The sequence below is a fragment of the Streptomyces lacaronensis genome, assembly GCF_047337785.1.
Taxonomy (GTDB): Bacteria; Actinomycetota; Actinomycetes; order Streptomycetales; family Streptomycetaceae; genus Streptomyces; species Streptomyces lycopersici.
This window is the reverse complement of sequence record NZ_JBLHDK010000003.1, coordinates 10,909,769-10,929,616: the sequence shown is the minus strand read 5'-3', so window position 1 is coordinate 10,929,616 and position 19,848 is coordinate 10,909,769. Positions and strand designations below refer to the sequence as shown.

Below are 19,848 nucleotides of genomic sequence, written 5' to 3'. Positions count from 1 at the left end.
CAGGGTCACCGGTGTTGTGGGTCCGTTGCCGATCTAGACGCGATCGGACCCGGAGAGGTTTACCGTCCGGCTCGGTCCATGGCAAAAAACCTTATGGACCTGGCCTGGTCTGCGCCCCCGCCACCTCGCGCTCGATCCAACGGCAGATCACATCGACCACAAAGGCCCGCTCCGCCCGACTCAGCTCCCGCCCCTTGGGGATCTCGTGCCAGCGCTCGAGACAGGTACGGCAGCAAGTGGCGGTCGCGTGCTGGGCGACGAACACGGGGTGGCCGCGATACGGCGTCTGCTTGCCGTCCTTGTACGGCTCGGCGGGGGCCAGCCGCTTGGCGATCAAGTCGTAGGCGTGCCAGCGCAACGTCGACGGTCCGCTCAGCTCGGCCGTGGCCCGATCGCGACCGCGCAGATGGAACTTCGCGCGGAACGGATGGCGCGCGATGGCGACCAGCCGCTGGTCGAGCGATTCGGGGCTCGGACCGGACGGGTTGGGCGCCGGATCGGACGCGTCAGGCATCGGGCCGGACGCGCCAGGCGTCGGGTCGGACGCGTCAGGCGTCGGGGCGGACATCGAAGGCTCCCGGAGACGACAATGGCCCCTTTCGATCCTATGACGGCTGGTCCACGGCGCCATCGGCCGGGCCATGTCTTGTGCACCCGCCGGTCCGGGGGCACTGTGACGGCCATGGTGGACACGCAGTTCTCCGATCGCCGACTGGCCGCGCTGTACGACCTGTTCTGCCCCTGGGACGAGCGCGGGGACTTCAGGTTCTATCTGCCCCTGGTGATGTCCGCCCGCTCCGTCCTGGACGTGGGGTGCGGCACGGGCGCGCTGTTGCGCGGGGCGCGGGAGGACGGGCACGAGGGGCGGCTGTGCGGGCTGGATCCCGCCGTGGGGATGCTGGAGGTGGCGCGGGAGTGCCCGGATGTGGAGTGGGTGCTCGGGGACCTGGCCTCCGCGCCGGGGTGGCACCGTGAGTTCGAGCTGGTCGTGATGACCGGCCACGCCTTCCAGACGCTGCTCGGAGACGAGGAGTTGCGCGGTGCGCTGGCCGCGATCGCCACGGCGCTGACCGACGATGGCCGCTTCGTGTTCGAGACCCGCAATCCGCTGGTGCGGGAGTGGGAGGACTGGGACGTGCGGTACTCGGGCGAGGTGGTGGACGCCACCGGGGCCGTGGTGCGCTGTGTGTGCAAGGTGGAGACGCCGGTGCGGGGCGATCTCGTGGCGGCCACGCACACCTACAGCGGACCGAGCTGGGAACGGCCCCTGCTGAGCCGCAGCACCCTGCGGTTCCTCGGCCAGGACGCGCTGGCGGGGTTCCTGGACGGGGCGGGGCTGGCCGTGGCGGAGCAGTACGGGGACTGGGACCGCGGGCCGCTGACGGACACCAGCCCGGAGATCATCACCGTGGCCCGCCGCCACTGACCATGCCGTGCACGGCCGTCAGCCCCAGGTTCTGCCAGTGACCGGGCCGGGGCCGAAGTGGCGGGCGGCGACGGCGGCGATGGCCGAGTCCGGGCCGATCCGGCGGGCGAGTTGGTAGGTGTGGAGCACACAGGTCCGCACCGGGTGCACTCCCCGCCGACCTCCGCCGTGTCATCCGTGGCGAGCGGGCGGATCTGCGGACAGGCGAGGGCGAAGCACGGCGTACGGACCACGCGCTCCCGGACCAGGTCCACCACGAGGCGGCCGAAGGACTCCGGCGGAAGCAGGCCCGGCCCGGCGGACGCGACGAAGGCGTCGGCCCAGGCTGCCATCAGGCGGGCCGCCGGACCGCCCGCCACTCCGGTGCGAGCACCGACCAGATCTCCATGTCATGCCGCTTGCCCCGGTGCAGACGGCCCTCCCGCAGCACACCGTCCCTGGTCATCCCCAGCCGCCGGGCCACGGCGATGCTGGCCTCGTTCGCGGCCGCCGCCCACCACTCCACTCGGTGGATGCCCCGCTCCTCGACGGCCCAGTCGATGATCACGCGCGTGGCGCGGGTCACCAGCCCTTTGCCCACCGCCGACGGCTCCAGCCAGCAACCGGCCTCCGCGGTGCGCTGTTCGACGTCCATCGTGCGGAAGAGGACCCCGCCGACCAGCTTGCCGTCCGTCCAGATGCCGTGGATCCTCCCGGTGTCGGCCGCCGCCTTGTCCGCGTACCCCTGGAGGAACGCCCGGGCCGACTCCAGGTCGGCCACGGCGTCCGCCAGCGCGATGTGCCGCCCGATAAACTCCCGTCCCCGGTCCATATGGGCGAGGAACTCCTCGGCCTGCCACGGCTCCAGCGGGCGCAGCTCCGCGCCGTCCTCGCCCAGGGGTATCGCGTACATCGTCACCTTCCACCGTCCGAACCAGCGCGCGCAGTACGGGGGGGATCCTCTCACCGAGGGGCCGTCCGCGCGTTTCCTTTTGTACCTACTAGTATGTATGGTCGTGTCCATGGACACCCGGGAACGACTCATCGCAAGCACCCGTGAACTGCTGTGGGAGCGCGGCTACGTGGGCACGAGCCCGAAGGCGATCCAGGAGCGCTCCGGAGCGGGCCAGGGCAGCATGTACCACCACTTCAGCGGCAAGCCCGACCTGGCGCTCGCCGCGATCAACCGCAGCGCCGAGGAGCTGAGGGGCAGGGCGGAGGCCGAATTCGGCGGGCCCGGCACCGTGGTCGAGCGGATCACCGCCTATCTGCGGCGGGAGCGGGACGCGCTGAAGGGGTGTCCGATCGGCCGTCTCACCCAGGACCCCGACGTGATGGCGGATCCGGAGCTGCGCCGACCGGTCGAGGAGACCTTCGGCTGGCTCACCGACCGGCTGGCCGGGCTGCTGGTGGAGGGCCGGACGAACGGCGAGCTCGACACCGGGCTCGACCCGGTGGCCACGGCCACCGCGCTGGTCGCGGTGTTGCAGGGCGGCTATGTGCTGGCCCGCGCCGCCGACTCGGCCGAGGTGTACGCCCGGGCGATGGACGGGGCGCTCGGCCTGCTCACCGCCCAGGTCCGCTGAGCCCGTGATCTTCCCCCCTTGCCCGAAAGAGAGCCCCCGACATGCCCTTCGTTCGCATTGACGCGCTGCGGGCCGACGCCGACCGGCTCGACGCGCTCGGCCGCGCCGTGCACGACGCGCTGGTGGAAGCCATCGGATTTCCGCCCAACGACCGGTTCCAGGTCCTGACCAGCCATGATGGCACCAGCGGCATGCTGCGCTACGACGACTACCTCGGTGTGCCGCGCGACGACGGCATCGTCTACGTCGCCCTCACGATGCGCTCGGGGCGCACACCGGCACAGAAGCAGGCGCTGTACCGGCGGATCGCCGAACTCGCCGAGGAGTACGCGGGGACCGAGCCGCGGAACGTGTTCATCACCCTGACCGAGAACGAGTCGGCCGACTGGTCGTTCGGACACGGGGCGGCGCAGTACGTCGAGGGATGAGACGTCGAGACGTCGCCGTCGGGCCCGGCATGGCGAGAATCCGTTGGCTTCTGTCATTCAAGCCCCTGGGTGATCTTCTCCCGGCTCCCTAGCGTGGGGCGGGCACCACCCGCCCCACACTCGGAAGGAGACGCTGGTGCCTGCCACGTTCGAAAGGGAGCCGGACGCCACCCGATGACCAAGATCCTGCTCTCCCTGCACGTCCTCGCCGCCATTGTCGCGATCGGCCCCGTCACCGTCGCCGCCAGCATGTTCCCACCCGCGGCCCGCAACGCCCACGCGGCCGCCGCCGAGGGCGAGGCGGACCTGGGCACGGTCCGGCTGCTGCACCGCATCTGCCGTGTCTACGCCACGATGGGCCTGGCCGTGCCCGTCTTCGGCTTCGCCACGGCCGCCGTGATGGGCGTCCTCGACAGCGGCTGGCTCACCGCCTCCATCGCCCTGACGGCCGCCGCCGCCGGAGTCCTGGTCGCCTTCGTCCTGCCCCGCCAGGGCGAACTCATCGACGGCCTCGGGGCGAGCAAGGCCCTGGAACGGTCCGACACCGCCCAACTGGCCATGTTCACGGGCGTGTTCAACCTGCTGTGGGCGACGGTGACCATCCTCATGATCGTCCGCCCGGGTTCGACCACCGGAGCCTGACCCCTCCCCATATCCCGCGCCGTGGCCTTGAGCCGGTCACCGCGCGGGATCCGGCCACTGGCGCGGGATAATGATCGGGAGCGCCAGGGCGGAAACAGGAGGCGGTGCGGGATATGCACGGTGAGTACAAGGTGCCGGGCGGCAAGCTGGTCGTCGTGGATCTGGAGGTCCACGACGGCGCACTGCGCGGAGTGCGAGTGGCGGGCGACTTCTTCCTGGAACCGGACGAGGCGCTGCACGCCATCGACCGGGCCCTGGAGGGAGCGCCCGCAGACGCGGACGCACAGGCGCTCGCCGCCCGGGTCAGGGCGGGGCTGCCGGCCGACACCATGATGTTCGGCTTCTCCCCCGAGGCCGTGGGCATCGCGGTGCGGCGGGCGCTGGCCCGTGCCACCGACTGGACGGACTACGACTGGCAGCTGATCCACGAGGGGCCGCAGGACCCGGCGCTGCACATGGCCCTGGACGAGGTGCTGACCGACGAGGTCGCCGCCGGACGGCGGCCGCCCACGCTTCGGGTGTGGGAGTGGGGCCGCCCGGCCGTCATCATCGGCAGCTTCCAGTCCCTCCGCAACGAAGTGGACCCCGAAGGCGCGGCTCGCCACGGAGTCACGGTGGTGCGGCGCGTCTCCGGTGGCGGGGCCATGTTCGTGGAGGCCGAGAACACCATCACCTACTCCCTTTCGGTACCGGCATCCCTCGTCTCCGGCCTGTCGTTCGCCGATTCCTACGCCTACCTCGACGACTGGGTTCTGACCGCGCTCGGCGACATGGGCATCAAGGCCTGGTACCAGCCCCTCAATGACATCGCCTCCGCTGAGGGCAAGATCGCCGGTGCCGCGCAGAAGCGTCTTGCCAGTGGTCACGGCGCGGTACTGCACCACGTGACGATGGCGTACGACATCGACGCCGACAAGATGCTCGATGTGCTGCGCATCGGCAAGGAGAAGCTGTCCGACAAGGGCACCGCGAGCGCCAAGAAACGCGTCGACCCGCTACGCCGCCAGACCGGTCTGCCCAGAGCCGACATCATCGACCGCATGCTCGGCTCCTTCCGCGCCCGCTACGGCCTCACTCAGGGGCATGTCACCGACGAGGAGATGGCACGCGCAGAAGAACTCGCTCTCGTGAAATACAGCAACGAAGAGTGGACGGCGCGGGTGCCATAACGACCACGCCCGGCGCGGTGCGCGACGCCTCCGCCCATCCCCCGTTGATGACCCGCCCGGCTCAGCCGGATGACAGCGGCAGCGCGGTCTGGGTGGCGGCGACGCGCAAGTACTCCAGTTTTTCCTCATCCGAAGTGCCCGGCTCTGCCGTGTAGGTCACAATCCTCACATCGTGGTCAGGCACCTTCAGTACATCGTTGTCGAGGCCGATCTCCCCTACCAGAGGATGCCGCAGGCGTTTGTGGCCACCCAGGCGTGAGCCGAGCGCCGGAGTGGTCCACATGCCCCGGAACTCCTCGCTGTTGCTCATGACCTCACCGATCAGAACTCTCAATTCCTCATCATGAGGATACGCTCCGTGCGTGATCCGAAGGTCCGCGACGAGAGCGGCTTTGAATTCGATGACGTTCTGCTCCATGGGAAAGAGCGGATGGCCCGTGCCCGGCGGCTCCTTGAATACCGTGCGTACCAGGTTTCGTTCTTCCGGTGGTCGAAGGGACGGGTCACCCAGCAAGGCCGCCCACATGGATGTCCAGGTCAGCAAGGTCCATGAGGCGGAGAACACTCCCACCGGAATGTTCCCCCAGCGGCTGACGAGCCGCTGAACACCGGGCGGCATCTGATGCGGGACGTTTTGGGGCGTCGGCGGAAGAAGCCCGGCCACCAGGTGCAAGTGGCAGGTCTCATTCGTACTCAGTCGCAGCGCGCGGGCGAGTGAGGCCACGACGTCCCGAGATGGGCGCAGGGCCCGGCCCTGTTCAAGACGCAGCAGGTAGTCCGTGGATATGCCGGCCAGAAGAGCGAGTTCTTCGCGGCGCAATCCGGCGGTGCGCCGCCGTCGGGTGGCCGGCAGTCCAACGTCTTCAGTCGTGATCCGGGCACGCCATGCACGCAGCGTGTTGCCCAGCGAGTTCTCTGGACGACTCATGTGCCCATTGTCGCCGACTCGGCGGGCGATAGCATGGGACTGCCATTCCTGGGATAAATCGGACGACTGACCTGCTGGGCGAACCTGCTGCCGCCTCAGCCGAGGTGATCGAGACGGGCCGTCAGGAGATTCGCGTCCCCACCCGTGGTGAGGGCACCGCTGGCGACGTAGACCGTATCGCCGTCGACCGCCACTGATGTGGTGTTCTGCAGCCCATCACTCTCATCGAGGACGATACGGTCAGCCTTGCCCGGAGTAATGAGGACCACCTTACTCGGGACATTGAGCGCGGCCAGCAGTTGATCGCCGCGACCGGTAAAGGCGAAATCGTCGACGCTGTCGAGTCCGGATGCCCTGACCTGATGTGGACCAGCCGTTCCCTTGCCAGTCAGCGGTATACGAAGGATCGTTCCCCGATCGATATTGGAGACCCATACGGCTCCGTTGTGCACCTTCACACCGTTGGCGCCGAAGAAGTGAACCGGGGCAAGGTCCTCTCCCGCGGCCCAGAGCTTGGCGGTTCCGCCGTGCGATCCGACCTGCCATATTCTGCCCTGTGTGGAGTCGGTGATGTAGAAGTTCCCCGTACGGCCGTCCCTGGCGAGTCCGTTGAGGAAGCTCGCGGCCGGAAGAGCGGCGACGCGTTCCGGCCTGCTTCCCGGGCGCAGTTTCCATAGACCGGTGAGGTGTTCGTCTCCCGCCGAGTAGAGGAAGTAGACCGTTCCATCTCCAGTTCGTTCGACCCCCGTCACCGCAGCGAACCCGGTGGCGGGGGTGTTCACGCCCCCGTCCGCGGGGAGTGGCATGGTTGCCAATACCTCAACACGTCCGCCAAGCGTGACGTGAGCCACCTGCCTCGACAGGATGAGGCCGACATCCGCTGACCCGTCCGGCTGCACGATGACGCTCTCCGCCACCTGCCCGGCCGGACGGTCGAAGTGGGCAACGATCCGCGGGTGCGAGAGGGGCGGTGCGGCCGCTCCGGCTGTTGACGAGACCGCGGTAAGTCCGATCACCGCGCCGGCAGTGGTCGCCGCCAGGCGGAGGACAAGGTGTTTCGGCATGATCGTCTCCGAGAGTGATGCGTTTCATGACAACCAGGCCGCCGCGACAAGCGGGATGAAGAGGGAACAACGAATGCTCCCCCAGATCTCCCGGCCAACCACAGACTGGCCTGTGGGAAGAAGCATCAGCGCATCCGCGCAGCCCAACCAGTACCCGGCTTATCTCTGGAACCGCAGGACCAGGATGAGGTCAGACGGCGTCGCCAGGGGCGGGCAGCGGTGTGAACCACCGGAGGCTCCCGTCAGCGCTCACCGCACCACACGCCGAGTGCCGCTCAGCGGCCGTACATTCGACCGAGAAACGGCACTGCGCCTGCACCAGCTCACCCAGGATCTGGTCGACGCGGTGTGAGGACGCGCCCTGGGCGATCCGCTCCGGGGACCCGGGACTCAGGCGAGACCCCGTTTCACACGCTCGGCGTCGATGAGTTCCTCGGTGAGTACGTCCGGATCCACCGTGAACTCGGCATCCCGGAGAGCGTCGTAGTCCCGTACGCCGAGCGGCAGGCCCAGCTCGGCGAGCCGGTCGGCGAGACGCGAGAACGCGATCCGCCGGTCGGGGTCATGGCGGACCTGGTCGGCGGCGCACGCCTCGGCCAGGGTGCTGCCCATCATGCTCCAGTACGAGAACTCGGTGTCCAGCTCGACGAGGGGCCAGGGGCGGTCCGCGGGCTCGTCGGGGTGCACCCAGTAGCCGATCCAGCCCTTACCGGCCTCCGCCACGATCTTGACGTACGTGGCCATCTCGGCGGCTCCGGCGTTGATGGCCTGCATCTCGGGGTCGGCGAGTTCGGCTTCGCTGAGATAGCTGACGTCCAGCAGTGGGCCGGGCTGCCCGGGTTCCAGGAACGTCATGCCGAGAAGGGCACTGAAGTCGGTGCGGGCCTCCCACTGTGCGACCAGCATGATGCGCACGTCATCGGGAACGGGCCGGCCATCCAGACGGTCCCGGGAGAACTGCGCGAGCCGCTCTTCGAACATGATCCTTCTCCAGTGATCGGCGCAGGGTGTGGGGGCGACCCTAGCCACGCCCTCCGACAACGGCCGGTGGCCGGGCGTATTCGCCGATGGCTCTTGCATGTTCTATGTCATAGAGCATAAGTTACCCACACGTAAGGGAGGTGGGTGGCATGGTCCGGCGCAAGAGCGACAGCCGTGAGCGGATGGTGCTGAGCGCGGCGGCACTGCTGCGTGAGTACGGCGCGAGCGCCACGAGCATCGACCGGGTGCTCGCGCACAGCGGGGCCCCGCGTGGCTCGGTCTACCACCACTTCCCGGGCGGGCGGGCGCAGTTGATCGATGAGGCGGTGGCGCTCGCCGGTGACTTCATCGCCGGGCTGATCGAGACCGGTGTACGGGCCGATGACCCGGTGGAGGCGGTCGACGCGTTCTTCACACTGTGGCGCGCACGGCTCGTCGAAAGCGACTTCCGGACCGGCTGCCCCGTCGTGGCGGTGGCCGTCGAGACCAACGACGACGCCCCGCAACTCGCCCGCTCGGCGGCCGCCGCGTTCACCCGCTGGCAGGAGGCGCTGGCCGCCCTGCTCGTCCGGCACGGTCTGTCGGAGGAGCGGGGAAGGCGGCTGGCCGCGTTCATCATCGCCGCGGTGGAGGGCGCCGTCATCATGTGCCGGGCCGAGCGGAGCACCGCCCCGCTGGAGGCGGCCGCCGCCGAGATCCACGACCTACTGGCCCACGCTCTGCGTACCCCCGGTTCGTTGGCGGATCCCGCCCGCGACCGCGACGCGCCACCACCGTGAAGCCGCGGTGAACCCACCGCCGTGAAGCCACGGTGCACCACCGCCGTGTTCCGCGGGCCACCGGATGAGCGGCGCGCGGACCCGTCGGCCGACTCAGCCCTGTGTGAAGGAGCAGCCATGCCCACGCTGGACCGCCAGGACAACGTCTTCGTGCTCGATCTCGGGGACGGCGAGAACCGTTTCCACCCCGACTGGCTCGCGGCAGTCGACGGCGCCCTGGACGAGGTGGAGAAGGCCGAGGGAGCGCGCGCCCTGGTGACGGCCGCCACCGGCAAGTTCTACTCCAACGGCCTGGACCTGGACTGGCTGTTGGCACACGCCGACCAGCACCAGGACTATGTCACCTCCGTCCACGGACTCCTGGCCCGGATGCTGTCGCTGCCGCTCGTGACCGTGGCCGCGTTGCAGGGGCACACCTTCGCGGCGGGCGCGATGCTCTCCCTGGCCCATGACGTCCGGGTGATGCGCGCCGACCGTGGCTTCTGGTGTCTGCCCGAGGCGGACATCAACATCCCCTTCACCCCGGGCATGTCCGCGCTCATCCAGGGCCGGCTGAACCCGCGCACCGCCCACGAGGCCATGGTCACCGCTCGTCGTTACGGCGGCCATGACGCGCTCGCCGCCGGGATCGTCGACCACGCGGCGGCGGAGGACTCCGTCCGGTCGACCGCCGTCGAGCTCGCGGCGGCGCAGGCGGGCAAGGCGGGTGACACCCTCGGCACCATCAAGGCCCGGATGTACGCCCCCGTACTGGCCGCCCTGCGTGCGCAGGACAACCCCCTCGGCTGACCAACCCCTTGGCCGTCCCCTGGCCGACAGCCCCAACCGGCTCCCGCGCCGTACCCATCCCGAACGGCACGGGTCACCACGACCGCAAGGAACGCCTGTGACCACCACCGACCTCACCGCCCTCTCCGGCCTCGACCTCATCCGATGGGTGCAGTCCGAGCGTCCCACCGACGTTCCCACCATCGGTCGGCTCCTCGGTATGCGCTTCGACGAGGTCGACCCCGGACGCGTCGTCGTCTCCCTCGACACCCGCCCCGACTTCGCCAACCCCCTCGGCACCGTCCACGGCGGCATCGCCGCCACCCTGCTCGACTCGGCCATGGGCTGCGCCGTCCACACCACTCTCCCGGCCGGGGTGGGCTACACCACCCTGGAGCTCAAGGTGAACTACATCCGCGCCGCCCGCACCGACGGGCAGACCCTCAGCGCCGAAGGCACCGTCCTCCACGCCGGTCGCCGCACCGCCACCGCCGAGGGCAAGGTGCTCGACGAACAAGGAAAGTTGATCGCCCACGCGACCACCACCTGCATGATCCTCCGCGCGGACGGCTGACCGGCCCGGCCGACACCGCGGCCGACGGCTCCCGGCCTCCCGCGTAGCCTGATCCCGTCGCGGACCGGCCCGAGTGGGAGGAGTGGCACATGAAGCTGATCGCCGTGGGCGACGTGGTGGTCGCCCGGAGACCGGCCGTGGCTCTCGACGGCGACCTCTCCGCCGGCACCTCGGCGCTGCCGCTGCTGCGGGACGCCGATCTGACGATCGGCAACCTCGAGGTCCCGCTGACCGACACCGGGTACCCGGCCGAGAAGCCGGTCGCCTTCCGGGTGGGCAGCGACATGGCACCCGAGCTGGCCCGGCTCGGCTTCGACGCCTGTTCGCTGGCCACCAACCACGCGCTCGACTACGGCATCGACGGTCTGCGCAGCACCAGGGCGGCTCTGGACGAGGTCGGTGTCGCCCACGCCGGGGCCGGGGAGAACCTCGACGAGGCGTTGCGCGCCGTCCGGCTCTCCGGCCGGGGCCGCGGCGAGGTGGCCTTTCTGAGCCTGTGCTGTGCCCTGCCGCCGGGCTTCAACGCCACCTCGCACCGGCCCGGGATCGCGCCGGTGCGGGTCGAGCAGGCCTATGAATTCGACGGCGTACTGATCGAGGAGCAGCCCGGGACCGTGCCGTATGTCCGCACCAGGGCGCGCGAGGCCGATGTGGCGCGTGCCGAGGAGGCGGTCCGGCGGGCCAAGGAGCTGGCCGCCACGGTGGTGGTGGCGGTGCACTGGGGCGTTCCCTGGTGCTATCTGCCCAGCAACCAGGGGCCGTTGGCGGAGTACCAGCAGCCGCTGGGGCGGCGGCTTGTCGACGCCGGGGCGGATCTGGTGATCGGACACCATCCGCACTGCCTCCACCCGGTCGAGCGGTACGGGGACGGGCTCATCCTCTACTCGACCGGAAACTTCCTGTTCCATCCCTGCGAGGAGGTGGCTCCCGCCGACCGGCGCCCGCCTACCCGCTACAAGGAGCGGATGTCCGACCGGCCGTGGTTCGAGAGCGCGGTGTTCGAGGTGGCCCTGGGGGACGGCCCGCCCCGGCTGCGTCTCCATCCGGTCGAGCTCACCGCGGACGGCGAGCCGGTGATTCCCTCGGCCTCGACGGCGCGGCGGATCCTGCGGCAGGTCGAAGAGGAATCCCAGGAGCTGGCCCCCGCGACCAGGGTGGACGGGGACGGCCGCGTCCGTTTCTGACAACGCCGGTGTCACACCCGGCGACGGTGTCACACCGGGCGACGGTGGCCACGGGACGGGTCCCCACCGGGGTGACTGAGCCTGGATGCCGACGCGCGGGCTGGTACCCGTGGGAGGACTGCCTCATTCCGGATGATGGCTTCTATCGTCAGGAGACATCGCTGAACCCCGACAACTCCGACTGGGAGACGATCAGGCTCGAGGACAGCGAACGACTGTCGCAGTCCGCCATCTTCACGTGGGGCTCGTTCCTCGACCCGATCTGACCAGCCACCGCGTGGCGGCGCCGGGGCCATCCCGTGGCCCCGGCGCCGCCACGGGGTCAGTTGCTGTAGACGCGCTCGGGGTGGACGAAGACCGCGGCACGGCGCTGCTCGGCCATCACACGGTCGTAGGCCGCCCAGTCGTCGTGGCTGCCGCCCGCGGCGGTGAAGATCTCGCGCAACAGCAGTCGCAGACGCTCCGGGTCGATCCCGGGGAACGGGTCGTCGGGCCCCGCGATCTCGGTGCGGCCCTCGACCGCGGCCCAGTTCCATCCGGCGCGGAAGACCACGGTGGCCCGCGGACGCGCCCGCAGATGGGCGAGTTTGGCGGGGCCGTAGGTGACGAAGGCGACCACCTGGTCACCGGACGCCGGATGGCCGAAGATCCCGGCGTTGACCACGGATGCCTGGACCGAGCCGTCGGCGCGCGTCGTCGACACGACCGCCAAGTGGTGATCGGCCGCGGCGATACGGTCCACTTCCTGAAGATCCGTCATCGGGTGCCTTTCTGGGCGGACGGGTTCCTCCACCATGACTCCCCCGGCCCGTACCCGCACTCTGATGCGTCCATGCCGGTGAGTCCCGGGCGGGGGCACGGGGGTGTAGCGGGCTCCACCGTCGAAGGGGCGGCTCGCTCTCCCGCGTGAGTCCGCCCGGTCTTCTAGCCTCGTCGGTATGGGTAGGCGAATGCGGCACGCGGCGCGGGCCACCGCCCGGCTGGCCCGGCGGGTGGAGGAGCTGGTGGAGACCCGGGCGGGTGTCATCGCCGCACACGGCGCCGAACTACGGCGCATCGAATGGGAGTTGCACGACGGCGCGCAGGCGCGGCTGGTCTCCCTCTCCCTGCGGATCGGGCTGGCCAAGCGGGCGTACGACCGGGATCCGACGGCGGCGCGCAGGATGCTGGACGACGCGCAGGACCTGGCCGACGAGGCGCTGGCGGCGCTGCGCCATGTGGTGCGTGGCATGCATCCGCCGGTGCTCACCGACCGTGGGCCGGCCGGGGCGGTACGGGCGCTCGCGGCGAGCAGCGGGCTCGATGTCACCGTGCGGGTGGACGGTCTGGAGGACGGGGCGCGGGCACCGGCCGCGGTCGAGGCGGCCGCGTACTTCGTGGTGGCGGAGGCGCTGGCGAACGTGGCCGAGCACAGCGGCTCCGACCGGGCCGAGGTCCGGCTGGCCCGTACCCCGAGCGGGTTGTGTGTCTCGGTTCGGGACGAGGGACGAGGCGGCGCCGAGGCCGCCGACGGCGGGTCCGGCGCGGACGGGTCCGGCGCGGACGGGTCCGGCGCGGACGGGTCCGGCGCGGACGGGTCCGGCGCCGGGGAGGCGGGTGGCCCGGGACATGGTCCCGGACATGGCGCCGAACATGGCCTCGGGCTGCTCGGGATACGCCGCCGTGTCGCCGCCCTCGATGGAACGGTGACGGTCACCAGCCCGCGCGGCGGGCCGACGGTCATCGCGGTGGAGCTGCCCTGCCGGTGGCGATCGCCGGGAGCACACATGGCCACCGCCCCTACGACTGGCCGGACGCCTCGATCAGGTCGCGCAGCTGGGAGCGGGCGGTGACGCCGAGCTTGGGGAAGCTGCGGTAGAGGTGCGAGCCGACGGTGCGGGGAGAGAGGAAGAGCCGTTCGCCGATCTCGCGGTTGCTCAGTCCCTGCGCGGCCAGGCGGATGATGTGCTGCTGCTGCGGGGAGAGCGAGGTGAGGGCGTCGGGGCCGGCGGGGGCGGATTCGACACCGGCGGCGCGCAGTTCGGCCTGGGTGCGGTCGATCCAGGAGGGGGCGCCGAGGCGGCGGAAGGTTTCCAGCGCGGTGTTCAGCTGGTGGCGGGCCTCGGTGATGCGGTGGCGGCGGCGCAGCCATTCGGCGTGGTCCAGCAGGATCTGCGCGCGTTCGAACGGCCATTGGCCGCCCGCCGGTTCGGCGAGGGCCGCAGTGAAGTGCGGCTCGGCCCGGGACGGTTCGAGCAGTGCGCGGGCGCGGTGGATCAGGATGCGCATCCGGGGCGAGGGGTCATCGGCGAGCCGGTAGGCGGTGCGCTCCACGATGGCGGCGGCCTCGGCGCCGTGGCCGGTGCGGACGGCCGCAGCGGCCAGTTCGGCGACCCCCGGGTAGGAGCACGCGTAGTGGACGGGGTCGCCATCGGCGGTGAACAGCAGGCGGAACTGCTCGTACGCGCCGACGTGGTCGCCGTCGGCCACCGCGGCCATGCCCAGCGCCCACCGGGCCCGGACGGCGATGGCGCGGCTGCGGTGCGGGTCGACGAGGGACAGCGCCACCGAGCCCGCGGTACGGGCCTCATCGGTCCGTCCGGTCAGCGCGAGCGCGGCGGCCTCGAGCGACCGTGCGGCGGCGTCGAGATGCGGCAGCCCGGCGCCCGCGGAGTTGGTGTTCACGGCGGCGGTACGGGCCTGCGCCCACCGCCCGTGGTCCAGGTACGACCACCCCGCCGAGCAGCCGAGGCCGATGGGCACGGAGCCGCCCAGCCGCCAGCGGTGGAGTGCGTCGTCGAAGATCCGTACCGCGAGTGCGGTCTCGTCGAGCAGCCAGGCCATGGCGCCGAGCGAGATGAGCCGGGCGGGGTCGCCGTCCGCCCGCTCGACCAGCGCCGGGATCGCCGCCACCCGCTCGGACCGGTGCGCGGTGGGGTCGGTCACCGCGAGCGTCCACGGGTCGTCGTGTGCCCGGGCCCGTACGGTGCGGCGGTATTCCTCGTCGCCCGAGTAGAAGCCCGCCACCGACGCCGAGGAGAGCGCGACCCGGCGCAGCTTGGGGTCCTCCGCCGCCCGCAGCAGCAAGGACATCGCGGTGTCGTGCTCGGTGCTCAGCGTGAGCACCTGGCCCACGCGCAGGGATGCCTCGGCCGACAACTCCGGGTCGTCGGTGAGCGCGGCGGCCTGCGCGGCGAGCCTCCGCACCCAGTGCGGCTGTCCGGTGGACACCGCGGCGCCCGCCGCGGCCACCAGGCGGCGGGCGCGGTCGCGCCGCCCGGGGCTCAGTTCGGCGGCCCGCTCCAGCGCGGTGGTGGTGGCGGTGTATCCGCCACGCTCCCGGGCCCTGGCCGCCGACTCCTCCAGCGCGGCGGCGATCTCCTCGTCGGGCCCCTCCGCGGCGGCGGCCAGGTGCCAGGCCCGGCGATCGGGCTCGGCGCCGAGCAGCGTGGCGAGGTCGCGGTGGGCCTGACGGCGGGCGGCCAGCGGTACGGAGTGGTAGATGGCGGACCTGATCAGCGGATGCCGGAAGCGGGCCCGCCAGCCGTCGCGGCCACCGCCGGTGATCCGCAGCAGTCCGGCGGCCTCGGCCGGGGCCAGCGCCTCGACCCGGCCCGGCACCGCCCGGTCGTCCGCCGCGACCAGGAGCAGTGCCTGCCGGGTGGCCTCGGGCAGGGCCTCGAGGTCGGCGGCGAAGACCCGCATCAGGCGATCGGTGGGCGGCAGGAGTTCCCCGTCGGCGGATTCGGCCGAGTCCGCGCCGCAGACGCCGTTCGCCCGGGCCAGTTCGATCAGCGCCAGCGGATTCCCGGCGGCCTGGTCGAGGATGCGCAACCGGCGGCTGCCGGTCGGCGGATACGGCTGCCGGTCCAGCAGGAGGCCCGCGGCGGTCGCGTCCAGCGGGTCGAGCGTGAGCAGGGGGAAGCCGGAGAACGGCGCCGTGGCCCCGCTCCCGGTGCCCTCGCCCGCCCGGTCCCTGGCCGCGGCCAGCACGGCAAGGGGTTCGTCGCCGATGCGCCGGGCGGCGAAGGCGATCAGCTCCAGCGAGCCCGCGTCGATCCACTGGAGGTCGTCGGCGACCACGAGGACGGGCGACTGCCGGGCGAGGTCCGACAGCAACGTGAGCAGCGCGACCCCGAGCAACAGCCGATCGGGCGGGCCGCCGCGCCCGGTGTCCACGCCGTCGGGTTCGGCCTCCCCGAGGTGGGCGTCGCCGGGCTCGGCCGGCCCGGAACCATCACCCCCGAAGTCGTCCCCCAGGCCCATGGCCCCCAGCAGCGCCGACCGCTGCCGCCCCGGCAGCCGCGCGGCCTCCGCCAGCACCGGACGCAGCAGCTGATGCAGCCCCGCGAACGTCAGGTTCGCCTCGCTCTCGCTGCCCGTCATCCGCAGCACCCGGCCCCGGTGACGATCCGCCGCGAGGCCGAGCAGGGTGCTCTTGCCCGCGCCCGGCTCACCCGTAAGGATCAGTACACCGCTGGTCAGACCGAGTACGGCGGCACTCTCACTCTCCCGCCCGACCATGGTCATCCTTTGACTCTAGCCCGTGGTGCAGTCATCTGACCGATACCGCCGGCGCCCGCCGACGCGCAGGCTGGAGACATGGACACCATCACGCTTGGAAACGTCGAGATCACCCGCGTGGTAGAGGTGGCCCCGAGGGGTCTGCCACGCAGCTTCGTCTTTCCCGACGTGGCCCCGGAGCACTGGCGCGCGCACGAGAGCTGGCTGGCCCCCGAATTCCTGGATCCGGCCGCCGATGAGATCATCACGATGATCCAGACCTGGCTGCTCCGCAGCGAGGGCCGGACGATCCTGATCGACACGGGCGTCGGCAACGACCGGGAGCGGCCGGGCATGCCGCCCTTCCACCATCTGCACACGAACTACCTCGGGGAGCTGGCCGCGGCCGGGGTCCGCCCGGCGGACGTGGACCTGGTGATCTGTACTCATCTGCACGGGGACCACGTCGGCTGGAACACCTCGTGGGCGGACGGTGAGTGGCGGCCGACCTTCCCCAACGCGCGGTATGTGCTCCCCCGCGCCGACTTCGACTACTGGAACCCGGAGAACGGGCACCGGACCCGCTCCGGCCCCCGGATGGCGAATGTGTTCGAGGACAGCGTCGCCCCCGTCCACCGGGCCGGGCAGACCGTGCTGTGGGAGGGCGACCACTACGACGTCGACGCCCGGCTGCGCATCGAGCCCGCCGCCGGCCACACCCCCGGCTCCTCGGTGGTGCGGCTGCGGTCGGGTACGGATCGGGCGGTCTTCGTGGGCGATCTGATGCACAGCCCGCTGCAGATCGTGGAGCCGGACGCCTGTCCCTGTTTCGACGAGGACGAGCCCCGGGCGCGGGTCTCCCGGCGCCGGGTGCTGGGCGAGGCCGCGGACGAGGGCGCGTTGTTGTTCCCCGCGCACTTCCCCGGCGCGAGCGCGGCCGAAGTGCGGCGTGACGGTGAGCGGTTCGCGGTGAAGGAGTGGGCGGCATGGCGCTGAGTGTGTTCCGGAACATCCCGTACGCGGCCGGGCCGACCGGCGCCGCGCGATTCGCCGCACCGGCCCCCGTGCCCGGCGTACCCGCCGCACCCGGCGCCGACGGGTCCGGGCCGACGGCTCCGGCACCCGAGCGGCGGTTCCCGGCGGATCTGAGCCCGCTGATGGGCCCGGGCTGGGTGCGTGGCGAGGACTATCTGACGCTCAACGTCTGGACGCCGGGGACCGACGGAAACGCCCCGGTGATGGTCTTCGTGCACGGCGGCGCGTTCCTCTCCGGCACCGGCCAGGCACCGGTGTACGACGGGACGTCCTTCGCCCGCGACGGCGTGGTCCTGGTCACCCTCAACTACCGCCTCGGCGCGCTGGGTTGGCTCGATCTGCCGGACGCCCCACGCAACCGGGGCCTGCTGGACGTGCTCGCCGCGCTGCGATGGGTGCGTGAGCACATCGCGGACTACGGCGGGGACCCGGACCGGGTCACGGCCTTCGGACAGTCGGCCGGAGGGATGATCATCAGTGCGTTGCTGGTGATGCCCGAGGCGGCCGGACTGTTCCGGGGCGCGATCAGCCAGAGCGGTGGGCTCCACGCCCTGACCGGCGCCGAGGCGGCGGAGACGACCCGGGCCCTGGCGGACCGGCTGGGCGTTCCGGCGACGGCCGAGGCGTTCGCCGACATCCCCGACGAGCGTCTGGTGTCCGCGCTCGCCGAGGTGCCCGGGGTGGGGCCGAGGCTGTCGCCGCTGGGTGTGGTGCTCGACGGGCTCGACGACACGCCACCGCCGCATCCGGTGGATCTGCTGGTGGGCACGAACACCCAGGAGTCGCTGCTCTACCAGCGGCCGGAACGGAGCGCGGCCATCGACGCGATCTTCCGCGACGCCCGTGAGCGGCTGGTGTCCCGCTCCGACAAGGCGTTCACCTACGACTTCGACTGGCGGGACGGGCCATTCGGCGCCTGCCACGCCGTGGAGCTTCCGTTCGTCTTCGACACCACCGATCTGCCCGCGCTCCGTACGGCGAACGGACTGCTCGGACCGGACATCCCGCCGTCGCTGGCCGCGGAGATGCACGGCGCGTGGGTGCGCTTCGCCATGAGCGGGGATCCCGGCTGGTCGGGAACGCACCGGTTTCATTAGGGCCTGTCTGGGGCACACGGGGTGCGGCGGGGTGGCCGTGGCGGCGGATCGGTGTCCGCTCCGCGCGCGGATCACGGCCGCCTCGTCGTGCCCCGGAACGGTCGTGGGTTCACCACTCGCGGTACTCCCGGCGGCCGTGGCGCGGGGCCGGGCGGCTCGTCCGGGCCCGAGCGGGCTCCTCCTCCGGTGGCCAGGTCCGGGCCCGAGCGGGCTCCTCCTCCGGTGGCCAGGTCCGGGCCCGAGCGGGCTCCTCCTCCGGTGGCCAAACCGGCCAGACCGGCCGGGGCGGTGGTGGCGGCGGGGTCCTGTGCGCACTGTCCGCCTTCTTCGCGTTCCACTCCCCCTCGCCCAGGACGAGCAGCGGATCGAACATGATGATGGTCCCCGCGATCACCAGGAAGATCACCGGGCCGATCAGCATGGGGAGGATGAGCGAAGCGGGCGCCTCACCGCCCACGGAGGCGCTGAGCACATCGTCCAGCCGCACGCTGACCGCGGCCATGCCCGTGTAGTGCATCCCGGTCACGGCGACCCCCATCACCATGCTCGACGCCAGGCTGGCGCGGAAGCCGTGGATGGTCACGGCGGCCCAGAGGGCGGCGGTCGCGGCCACGACCGCGATCAGGACGGAGAGCAGGACGGTCGGCACGGAGTACTCCAGATGCCCCTGCACGCGCATCGCGGACATCCCGATGTAGTGCATGCCCGCGACGCCGAGTCCGGTGAACACACCGGCCGAGAGCAACACCCCCGGGGAGGTGCCCCGGTAGCCGACCATGAAGACGCCGATGCCCACGACGACGATCGCCACGACGAGACTGAGAAGGGTGATCGGTATGTCGAAGCCGATCGGGGTCTCCTTCACATGGAACCCCATCATCGCGATGAAGTGCATCGTCCAGATGCCCGAGCCGATCGACGCGGACCCGAGCGCGAGCCAGCCCGCCTTCCAGGAGCGCTGGGTGCGAACCGACCGGGCGGTGCAGCGTAAGCCGAGGGCTCCTCCCAGACAGGCCATGAGATAGGCCACCAGCGGGGTGGCGGCCCCGTAGCTGAACCCGTCGATCGTGCCGTACATGTACGTTCCACCCTTTTCGCCGCGGGAATCCTGTGCAGAAACGTTGGTTCACCGGCGAGAGTAGGGCTCGGTCGCGCACTCCACCCACACATTTGGTCACGCATCGATAAAGGTGTTTCACCGGGCGTGACGGGATGTCACGCGATTCACCTCATGTCCGTTTTCCCCTTTGCCGCAGATGGGCGGGGTTGTGCCGGGGGCACGTGCCCGGCACCAGGGTCGCCCGGGGCGGCCCGGGAGCCATCCGCGCCGCCCTCCCCGGAGCGTCTACGCCGCGGACGGGTCCTCCGGATGCCTTACGGCTCTCTTCACCGCCCGCTCCACCTCGAATCTGCTCAACCCGGCCGATGTGGCGTGCTCCGTGATCGCCGCCTGCACCCGCTCCGCCGCCGCGCGCCACCGCTCCCACTGGTCCCGGCGCTCCCCGCCGTCCAGCCCGGACACCCGGTGATGCTCTGCATCAGCGGATTTTTGCAGGTCAATCAGCTCATCAGTCACCAGATCAGACATGCGAGCGATTCTAAGGAAGCCGTACGAGGAAGAGCGCGAAGGCGCCGCGGGAGTTTTCCCGCGGCTCCGCACCGCGCATCCGACCGGGCGATTCGCGGACGTCTTCTGGTCGGTTTCCGGAAAGAGCGATCAAAGGGC

At 71.2% G+C, this 19,848-nt stretch carries 21 protein-coding genes and 1 pseudogene; 12 read left to right on the top strand and 10 right to left on the bottom strand.

Features of this window, described 5'->3' with window-relative positions; translation table 11 throughout:
- Positions 1–91: 91 nt before the first annotated feature.
- Positions 92–568, bottom strand: coding sequence for a DUF4186 domain-containing protein (locus ACMTAK_RS47220; RefSeq protein WP_413811867.1), 477 nt, complete (start codon positions 566–568; stop codon positions 92–94).
- A gap of 114 nt (positions 569–682) precedes the next feature.
- Between ACMTAK_RS47220 and ACMTAK_RS47215 the strand changes: the two genes are divergently transcribed.
- Positions 683–1,426 carry a class I SAM-dependent methyltransferase gene (locus ACMTAK_RS47215; protein WP_413811866.1) on the top strand — a complete coding sequence of 248 codons (744 nt, stop codon included), beginning with the start codon at positions 683–685 and terminating at the stop codon, positions 1,424–1,426.
- Positions 1,427–1,444: 18 nt separating this feature from the next.
- Here the strand turns inward: ACMTAK_RS47215 and ACMTAK_RS47210 are convergent, their stop codons facing one another.
- Complete coding sequence (locus tag ACMTAK_RS47210) at positions 1,445–1,567, bottom strand: hypothetical protein (protein ID WP_413811865.1); 123 nt, start codon at positions 1,565–1,567, stop codon at positions 1,445–1,447.
- A gap of 190 nt (positions 1,568–1,757) precedes the next feature.
- Positions 1,758–2,318: a GNAT family N-acetyltransferase gene (locus tag ACMTAK_RS47205; protein ID WP_413811864.1), complete on the bottom strand. Its 561-nt coding sequence runs from the start codon at positions 2,316–2,318 to the stop codon at positions 1,758–1,760.
- A gap of 109 nt (positions 2,319–2,427) precedes the next feature.
- Here ACMTAK_RS47205 and ACMTAK_RS47200 point away from each other — a divergent pair, with 109 nt between their 5' ends.
- From ACMTAK_RS47200 to ACMTAK_RS47185, 4 genes are all read left to right on the top strand, one after another.
- Positions 2,428–2,991 (top strand): TetR/AcrR family transcriptional regulator, encoded by a 564-nt coding sequence (locus ACMTAK_RS47200; RefSeq protein WP_413811863.1) that lies wholly within the window; start codon positions 2,428–2,430, stop codon positions 2,989–2,991.
- 41 nt (positions 2,992–3,032) lie between these two features.
- Positions 3,033–3,419, top strand: coding sequence for a tautomerase family protein (locus ACMTAK_RS47195; RefSeq protein ID WP_413811862.1), 387 nt, complete (start codon positions 3,033–3,035; stop codon positions 3,417–3,419).
- A 174-nt stretch (positions 3,420–3,593) separates the two neighbouring features.
- Positions 3,594–4,061, top strand: a complete 468-nt coding sequence (locus tag ACMTAK_RS47190) for a DUF2269 family protein (protein ID WP_413099156.1) — start codon at positions 3,594–3,596, stop codon at positions 4,059–4,061.
- Positions 4,062–4,174: 113 nt separating this feature from the next.
- Entirely contained in the window at positions 4,175–5,230 is a 1,056-nt protein-coding gene (locus ACMTAK_RS47185; protein ID WP_413813211.1) for a lipoate--protein ligase family protein, read from the top strand.
- Between the two features lie 61 nt (positions 5,231–5,291).
- Here ACMTAK_RS47185 and ACMTAK_RS47180 read toward each other — a convergent pair whose 3' ends face one another.
- The 3 genes from ACMTAK_RS47180 to ACMTAK_RS47170 all read right to left on the bottom strand — a co-directional run bounded on the left by ACMTAK_RS47180 (position 5,292) and on the right by ACMTAK_RS47170 (position 8,203).
- A complete protein-coding gene (locus ACMTAK_RS47180; protein ID WP_413811861.1) occupies positions 5,292–6,158 on the bottom strand; it encodes a helix-turn-helix domain-containing protein in 867 nt (288 codons plus the stop codon).
- Positions 6,159–6,253: 95 nt separating this feature from the next.
- The gene (locus tag ACMTAK_RS47175; RefSeq protein WP_413811860.1) at positions 6,254–7,222 is read right to left on the bottom strand and encodes an SMP-30/gluconolactonase/LRE family protein; all 969 of its coding nucleotides are present in this window, start codon (positions 7,220–7,222) and stop codon (positions 6,254–6,256) included.
- Positions 7,223–7,612: 390 nt separating this feature from the next.
- Positions 7,613–8,203: a hypothetical protein gene (locus ACMTAK_RS47170; RefSeq protein WP_413811859.1), complete on the bottom strand. Its 591-nt coding sequence runs from the start codon at positions 8,201–8,203 to the stop codon at positions 7,613–7,615.
- A gap of 149 nt (positions 8,204–8,352) precedes the next feature.
- Between ACMTAK_RS47170 and ACMTAK_RS47165 the strand changes: the two genes are divergently transcribed.
- From ACMTAK_RS47165 to ACMTAK_RS47150, 4 genes are all read left to right on the top strand, one after another.
- Entirely contained in the window at positions 8,353–8,982 is a 630-nt protein-coding gene (locus ACMTAK_RS47165) for a TetR/AcrR family transcriptional regulator (RefSeq protein ID WP_413811858.1), read from the top strand.
- Between the two features lie 117 nt (positions 8,983–9,099).
- Positions 9,100–9,771, top strand: coding sequence for an enoyl-CoA hydratase-related protein (locus tag ACMTAK_RS47160; protein ID WP_413811857.1), 672 nt, complete (start codon positions 9,100–9,102; stop codon positions 9,769–9,771).
- A 97-nt stretch (positions 9,772–9,868) separates the two neighbouring features.
- Positions 9,869–10,324, top strand: coding sequence for a PaaI family thioesterase (locus tag ACMTAK_RS47155; protein ID WP_413811856.1), 456 nt, complete (start codon positions 9,869–9,871; stop codon positions 10,322–10,324).
- Positions 10,325–10,413: 89 nt separating this feature from the next.
- On the top strand, positions 10,414–11,508 hold the full coding sequence (locus ACMTAK_RS47150) for a CapA family protein (RefSeq protein WP_413811855.1): 1,095 nt from the start codon (positions 10,414–10,416) through the stop codon (positions 11,506–11,508).
- Between the two features lie 322 nt (positions 11,509–11,830).
- Here ACMTAK_RS47150 and ACMTAK_RS47145 read toward each other — a convergent pair whose 3' ends face one another.
- Positions 11,831–12,268 carry a TIGR03618 family F420-dependent PPOX class oxidoreductase gene (locus ACMTAK_RS47145; RefSeq protein WP_413811854.1) on the bottom strand — a complete coding sequence of 146 codons (438 nt, stop codon included), beginning with the start codon at positions 12,266–12,268 and terminating at the stop codon, positions 11,831–11,833.
- Between the two features lie 214 nt (positions 12,269–12,482).
- Between ACMTAK_RS47145 and ACMTAK_RS47140 the strand changes: the two are divergent.
- Positions 12,483–13,256 (top strand): annotated as a pseudogene (locus tag ACMTAK_RS47140) (sensor histidine kinase); the annotation flags it as partial.
- A 31-nt stretch (positions 13,257–13,287) separates the two neighbouring features.
- On the opposite strand, the gene ACMTAK_RS47135 reads toward ACMTAK_RS47140, so the two are convergent.
- Positions 13,288–16,017, bottom strand: a complete 2,730-nt coding sequence (locus ACMTAK_RS47135; RefSeq protein ID WP_413811853.1) for a helix-turn-helix transcriptional regulator — start codon at positions 16,015–16,017, stop codon at positions 13,288–13,290.
- Positions 16,018–16,089: 72 nt separating this feature from the next.
- On the opposite strand from ACMTAK_RS47135, the gene ACMTAK_RS47130 reads away from it, so the two are divergent.
- Both ACMTAK_RS47130 and ACMTAK_RS47125 read left to right on the top strand, forming a co-directional pair.
- Positions 16,090–16,986 carry an MBL fold metallo-hydrolase gene (locus tag ACMTAK_RS47130; protein ID WP_413811852.1) on the top strand — a complete coding sequence of 299 codons (897 nt, stop codon included), beginning with the start codon at positions 16,090–16,092 and terminating at the stop codon, positions 16,984–16,986.
- Positions 16,977–18,122: a carboxylesterase family protein gene (locus ACMTAK_RS47125; RefSeq protein ID WP_413811851.1), complete on the top strand. Its 1,146-nt coding sequence runs from the start codon at positions 16,977–16,979 to the stop codon at positions 18,120–18,122. The genes ACMTAK_RS47130 and ACMTAK_RS47125 overlap by 10 nt, the downstream gene beginning before the upstream one ends.
- A 109-nt stretch (positions 18,123–18,231) precedes the next feature.
- On the opposite strand, the gene ACMTAK_RS47120 is transcribed toward ACMTAK_RS47125, so the two are convergent.
- A complete protein-coding gene (locus ACMTAK_RS47120) occupies positions 18,232–19,200 on the bottom strand; it encodes an MHYT domain-containing protein (RefSeq protein WP_413811850.1) in 969 nt (322 codons plus the stop codon).
- Positions 19,201–19,467: 267 nt separating this feature from the next.
- Positions 19,468–19,710, bottom strand: coding sequence for a hypothetical protein (locus ACMTAK_RS47115; RefSeq protein ID WP_413811849.1), 243 nt, complete (start codon positions 19,708–19,710; stop codon positions 19,468–19,470).
- Positions 19,711–19,848 lie beyond the last annotated feature (138 nt).

Coding starts and splice junctions, on each gene's coding strand:
- ACMTAK_RS47135 (WP_413811853.1), bottom strand. CDS start 16,017: ATGACCATGGTCGGGCGGGAGAGTGAGAGTGCCGCCGTACTCGGTCTG.
- ACMTAK_RS47150 (WP_413811855.1), top strand. CDS start 10,414: ATGAAGCTGATCGCCGTGGGCGACGTGGTGGTCGCCCGGAGACCGGCC.
- ACMTAK_RS47145 (WP_413811854.1), bottom strand. CDS start 12,268: ATGACGGATCTTCAGGAAGTGGACCGTATCGCCGCGGCCGATCACCAC.
- ACMTAK_RS47190 (WP_413099156.1), top strand. CDS start 3,594: ATGACCAAGATCCTGCTCTCCCTGCACGTCCTCGCCGCCATTGTCGCG.
- ACMTAK_RS47195 (WP_413811862.1), top strand. CDS start 3,033: ATGCCCTTCGTTCGCATTGACGCGCTGCGGGCCGACGCCGACCGGCTC.
- ACMTAK_RS47200 (WP_413811863.1), top strand. CDS start 2,428: ATGGACACCCGGGAACGACTCATCGCAAGCACCCGTGAACTGCTGTGG.
- ACMTAK_RS47175 (WP_413811860.1), bottom strand. CDS start 7,222: ATGCCGAAACACCTTGTCCTCCGCCTGGCGGCGACCACTGCCGGCGCG.
- ACMTAK_RS47115 (WP_413811849.1), bottom strand. CDS start 19,710: ATGTCTGATCTGGTGACTGATGAGCTGATTGACCTGCAAAAATCCGCT.
- ACMTAK_RS47125 (WP_413811851.1), top strand. CDS start 16,977: ATGGCGCTGAGTGTGTTCCGGAACATCCCGTACGCGGCCGGGCCGACC.
- ACMTAK_RS47220 (WP_413811867.1), bottom strand. CDS start 568: ATGTCCGCCCCGACGCCTGACGCGTCCGACCCGACGCCTGGCGCGTCC.
- ACMTAK_RS47165 (WP_413811858.1), top strand. CDS start 8,353: ATGGTCCGGCGCAAGAGCGACAGCCGTGAGCGGATGGTGCTGAGCGCG.
- ACMTAK_RS47180 (WP_413811861.1), bottom strand. CDS start 6,158: ATGAGTCGTCCAGAGAACTCGCTGGGCAACACGCTGCGTGCATGGCGT.
- ACMTAK_RS47205 (WP_413811864.1), bottom strand. CDS start 2,318: ATGTACGCGATACCCCTGGGCGAGGACGGCGCGGAGCTGCGCCCGCTG.
- ACMTAK_RS47130 (WP_413811852.1), top strand. CDS start 16,090: ATGGACACCATCACGCTTGGAAACGTCGAGATCACCCGCGTGGTAGAG.
- ACMTAK_RS47170 (WP_413811859.1), bottom strand. CDS start 8,203: ATGTTCGAAGAGCGGCTCGCGCAGTTCTCCCGGGACCGTCTGGATGGC.
- ACMTAK_RS47120 (WP_413811850.1), bottom strand. CDS start 19,200: ATGTACGGCACGATCGACGGGTTCAGCTACGGGGCCGCCACCCCGCTG.
- ACMTAK_RS47160 (WP_413811857.1), top strand. CDS start 9,100: ATGCCCACGCTGGACCGCCAGGACAACGTCTTCGTGCTCGATCTCGGG.
- ACMTAK_RS47185 (WP_413813211.1), top strand. CDS start 4,175: ATGCACGGTGAGTACAAGGTGCCGGGCGGCAAGCTGGTCGTCGTGGAT.
- ACMTAK_RS47215 (WP_413811866.1), top strand. CDS start 683: ATGGTGGACACGCAGTTCTCCGATCGCCGACTGGCCGCGCTGTACGAC.